This window comes from Marinobacter sp. (assembly GCF_046484525.1).
In the GTDB taxonomy this organism is placed as follows: Bacteria; Pseudomonadota; Gammaproteobacteria; order Pseudomonadales; family Oleiphilaceae; genus Marinobacter.
This window is the reverse complement of record NZ_JAWOIS010000066.1, coordinates 1-4,329: the sequence shown is the minus strand read 5'-3', so window position 1 is coordinate 4,329 and position 4,329 is coordinate 1. Positions and strand designations below refer to the sequence as shown.

The 4,329-nt window shown below is 60.3% G+C and carries 5 protein-coding genes and 1 pseudogene; 2 read left to right on the top strand and 4 right to left on the bottom strand.

The genetic code is table 11. The features are described from left to right. The 4 genes and pseudogenes from R6W86_RS14400 to R6W86_RS14385 form a co-directional block, all read right to left on the bottom strand. Window positions 1-221, bottom strand: a pseudogene (locus R6W86_RS14400) (type VI secretion system tip protein VgrG); the annotation flags it as partial. 317 nt (window positions 222-538) lie between these two features. Then, a complete protein-coding gene (locus R6W86_RS14395; RefSeq protein ID WP_410330052.1) occupies window positions 539-1,405 on the bottom strand; it encodes an ABC transporter substrate-binding protein in 867 nt (288 codons plus the stop codon). A gap of 49 nt (window positions 1,406-1,454) precedes the next feature. Beyond that, entirely contained in the window at window positions 1,455-2,162 is a 708-nt protein-coding gene (locus tag R6W86_RS14390) for an ABC transporter ATP-binding protein (RefSeq protein WP_410330051.1), read from the bottom strand. Then, a complete protein-coding gene (locus R6W86_RS14385) occupies window positions 2,149-2,502 on the bottom strand; it encodes a hypothetical protein (protein WP_410330050.1) in 354 nt (117 codons plus the stop codon). The genes R6W86_RS14390 and R6W86_RS14385 overlap by 14 nt, the downstream gene beginning before the upstream one ends. 47 nt (window positions 2,503-2,549) lie before the next feature. Between R6W86_RS14385 and R6W86_RS14380 the strand changes: the two genes are divergently transcribed. Next, window positions 2,550-3,074: a TRAP transporter small permease subunit gene (locus R6W86_RS14380; RefSeq protein ID WP_410330049.1), complete on the top strand. Its 525-nt coding sequence runs from the start codon at window positions 2,550-2,552 to the stop codon at window positions 3,072-3,074. Continuing rightward, the coding region (locus R6W86_RS14375; protein ID WP_410330048.1) for a TRAP transporter large permease subunit at window positions 3,071-4,329 on the top strand (1,259 nt) is incomplete at its 3' end. The genes R6W86_RS14380 and R6W86_RS14375, both read left to right, overlap by 4 nt.

Below are 4,329 nucleotides of genomic sequence, written 5' to 3'. Positions count from 1 at the left end.
GTGAAGCGGCGCAGGGGCTGGCCGTCCTGCCAGACCACCAGGTCCACAGGGTGTTCCAGCATGGATTCGGCAGAGACGTCGGGGTTGGTGCTGGCCAGATCCAGCCGACCCTGGAACAGCTCGGAAAGGCTCTCGGTCAGCGCGAAGGCGACCACGGCGAAATGATCAGAGGGGAAGTCACCGACACGGGCGGTGAACTACAATCCGCTTGCCTGGGGCATGTCTTCAGTCCTTGAAGGGTTGACTCGGTCCGTTGAATCGGTGCGGGTAATGTGCCATCGGATCCTTGATGGGGAGCCCGCGAAGTTGGGAAAGGTACCAGCAGTTTGGGAGAAAATCCAGAGTTGGGGGGATGGGATTGAAGATGGGGTCAGATGAAGGTCTTCATCAGACCCCAGAGTAGAGACTTGAGCAGGGAGTTGGGGTCTGAAGAAAGCCTTCTTCTGACCCCGACTTTATCCGGAAGCTTTGGGGTGGGCTGAACTTGGGGTCAGATGAAGGCTTTCATCAGACCCCTTAGGCTGAGCCCCTGAGCAGGTTACTCGATTGGCTCGCGCACGATCTTGCCATCCTTGACCACGGCCAGGGTGGTCTCGGTGACGAAGCCGCCCTTGTCGGTCACTTCGCTGACTTCATACGGATTTTTGCTCGAATCCATGTTGGCCAGGGCGTTGCCGATGGCGCCGCGGATCACTTTTGGATCGGTGGATTCGGTGGCGTCCATGGCTTCCACCAGACCGTGTAGCGCCAGGTAGTTGTAGGCCGCTTCGGAGCCCGGTATCTTGCCGTACTTGTCCTGGTAGCGCTCGATGAAGCTCTTCGCCGCTTCGGTCTCGTACACGCTGAGGGGCACCACGCCGATGGCGCCTTCCACCATCTCCATGCCGCCGGCCATGCCCAGGGTCTTGCCTGCGTGTTCCAGGGCGTAGTCGGTGAAGGCACGGACGTAGCCATCGAACGTCGGCGGAATACGAAGCGTCAGGGAGTTACCCTTCTCGGTAACCGTCGGGACACTGGTGTAGGCCATGATCAGGAAATCGTCTTTCTCGTTAAAATCCTGCAGGGCGAACACGCCACCGGAGTGCGGGATAAAAACGGCCGGCACGTTGGACTCCTGCTTCAACCGCTTGGCATTGGTAGCCGCCTGTGCCGGGGAATAGCGGTCGTCCAGGGACACCAGGTTAATGGTGGTCTTCTCGCCATTCAGGTCAAACCCACCGGCCGCGTTGATTTCCTCGGCGGCCATGCGCAGGCCGGACAGGGTATTTTCCCCGTACAGGGCAGCACCGCCACTGAGAGGGCCGGTGAAACCGATGTTGACCTCACCCGCCATGGCACCGGCAGTCAGAGTCATACCGATGGTAGCCGCTGCAACAGCCTGACCCAGTGTTTTCACTTTTTTCATTGTTTTCTCCTGGTTTGTTGCGCTCGTCGTTGATCCGTTTCCGGAGCCATCAGGCTCCAATGTATGCTTTGCGAACCTGCTCGTTGCCGAGAATGGCTTCCCGATCGCCTTCCATGACCAGCTGGCCGTTCTCCATCACGTAAGCCCGGCCGGCGATCTTGAGGGCGGCAAAGGCATTCTGTTCCGCCAGCAGCACGGTGGTGCCGAGGCTGTTGATCTGCCGGATGGTCTCGAACATTTGCCGGACCACCAGCGGGGCCAGGCCCAGGGAGGGCTCGTCCAGCATCAGCAGCCGGGGCTGGCTCATCATGGCCCGGCCAATGGCCACCATCTGCTGCTGGCCGCCGGACAGGGAGCCCGCCGGCTGGCTGGCCTTGTCTTCGAGAATGGGGAACAGCTCCAGTACTTCGTTCAGACGTTTCTTGTTGCCCTCCCGGTCGCGCCGATGCACATAAGCACCCATCATCAGGTTCTGCTGCACACTCATCTGCGGGAACAGCTTCCGGCCCTCGGCGCACTGCACCACGCCGGAGGAAACTACCGCACTGGGTTTCATGCCATTGAGGTGCTTGTCCTCGAAGCGGATATCACCGCCTGTCGGTTTGACCAGACCGCTGATGGCATTGAACAGAGTGGTTTTGCCGGCACCGTTGGCACCGAGCAACACCACCAGCTCACCGGTATCGACCGTCATGGAAATGTCGGTGAGGGCCTTGAAGCTGCCGTAGCAGACATCCACGTTCTCAAGCTGCAGCATCTTCATCACCTCCGAGGTAGGCCTCGATCACTACCGGATTGTTACGCACTTCTTCCGGCGTGCCCTCGGCGATCTTCTCGCCATGGTCCAGAACCATGATCTTGTCCGCCAGGCTCATGATCATGTCCATCTTGTGCTCGATCAGGCAGACGGTCAGGCCGTTGTCCACCATCTTGCGCATCAGCGCGGCGAACCCCTCGGTCTCTTCCGGGTTTACGCCCGCCGCGGGCTCGTCCAGCAAGACGATCTTGGGATCGGTCGCCAATGCCAGGGCGAAGGCCACACGCTTGCGCTCTTCCTGGGTGATATCGGCAATGAACTGGTCGGCAACGTGGCTCAACCCGACGAAATCCAGCGGCCTCCATGGCCTTGTCCCGGGCCGCATTCATGAGAGGGGTTAGCCGTCTCAATGATGTCGTCGGGCGCTGGATAGCCCTGCTCGTGTTCGCCATGTTTGCGTTCCTGCTGCTTGAGGTGGGCTTCCGCTACCTGTTCAATTCGCCGACAGTCTGGACCAATGAACTGACCCAGATGCTGTTCGGCATCTATGCGGTGATGTCCGGTGGCTACATCATGGCCCATCGAGGGCACGTGAACGTCGACCTGCGGCACTCCCATCTGGCGCCGCGCAAACGGGCGGTGCTGGACATCGTCACCTCCACGGTATTCTTCATTTTCACCCTCGCGCTGCTCTGGTTCGGCATCGACATGGCCCGGGAGTCCATGTCCAGCTGGGAGACCTCCTACTCCGCCTGGAATCCGCCCATCTGGCCGGTCAAGCTTGCGATTCCGGTAGGGACGGCGCTGCTGGTCCTGCAGGGCCTGGTCAAGCTGCTCGAGGACATCGCCGTAGCCTTCAACCTCGACTGCTACACCCCAGAAGACACTGATTCCGAAGGAGAGCAGCTGTGAGTATTGAAGCCCTGACCCTGCTGTTCTTCGGCTCTCTGCTGTTTTTCCTGCTGCTGGGCCTGCCGCTGGCGTTTGTGCTGGGCGGCGTGTCCGTGGTGTTCCTCTATTTCACCTGGGGTTTTGATTCCTTCTACATGGTGGCGTCCCAGATCTGGGGCACCATGGAAAGCTTCACCCTGGTCGCCATTCCCCTGTTTGTGTTCATGGCCATGATCCTGGAACGCACCGGCGTGGCCAGGGATCTGTACCGGATGATGCACCTCTGGTGCGGCGGCCTCAGAGGCGGCCTTGCGCTGGGCATCTGCGCCGTGTTTGCCGCCATGGTAGGCATCAGCGGAGCTGCGGTGGTCGCGATGGGCACCATTGCCCTGATCACCGGTGTCTCGGTCGGCCAGATGTTCGCCGCCGGTATCATGCCCGGCATCCTGCTGATGGTCCTGACCGCCATCTACATCATAGTGCGCTGCCACCTGCAGCCGGAACTGGCACCCGCCCTGCCCAAAGAGGAAAGAGGCACCTGGCCGGATAAATTCCGGGCCCTGCGGGCGGTGCTGTTGCCAATCGGTGTGGTCGTTATGGTGCTGGGCTCCATCATCGGCGGTATCACCACCCCGACCGAAGCCGCCGCCATGGGCGTACTGGGCGCATTGATTTCGGCCGCCGTCTATAAACAGTTCAAGTGGAGTATCCTGCAGGAAGCGGCGATCCGCACCTTCAAGCTCACCGGCATGATCATGTGGATCCTGTTTGCCGCCCACGCCTTCAGCGCCGCCTACCAGAGCATGGGCGCCCAGGAACTGATCGAAAGCCTGATGAACATGGTCCCCGGTGGCCCCTGGGGCATCATCATCGCCATGATGGTGATCGTATTCCTGCTGGCCATGGTGCTCGACCCGGTGGGCATCATGCTGATCACCCTGCCGGTGTTCATGCCAATCGTGGAATCCCTGGGCTTCGATCCGATCTGGTTCGGAATCCTGTTCGTGATCAACATGGAAATCGGCTACAGCCGTGTCCGAGCCAGAGCAGAGCGGGTCGCCGGTATCGAGTGTAAAGGGATCGTTGTTGATGCGGCTCTGATGGAAACCCACGGGGATTCCCAGGCCGATCTGCAGCCAGGGCATACCGGTCTTGGAGAGGCGGAACATGCCAATGGCGAACTGGAGATTGGCGCCCATCAGGTGATCAGTGATGAAGTAGCGGCCGTCGGCCCCCTTGAGCACCAGGGGCTTGTTGGCATAGTTCACGATGAGAC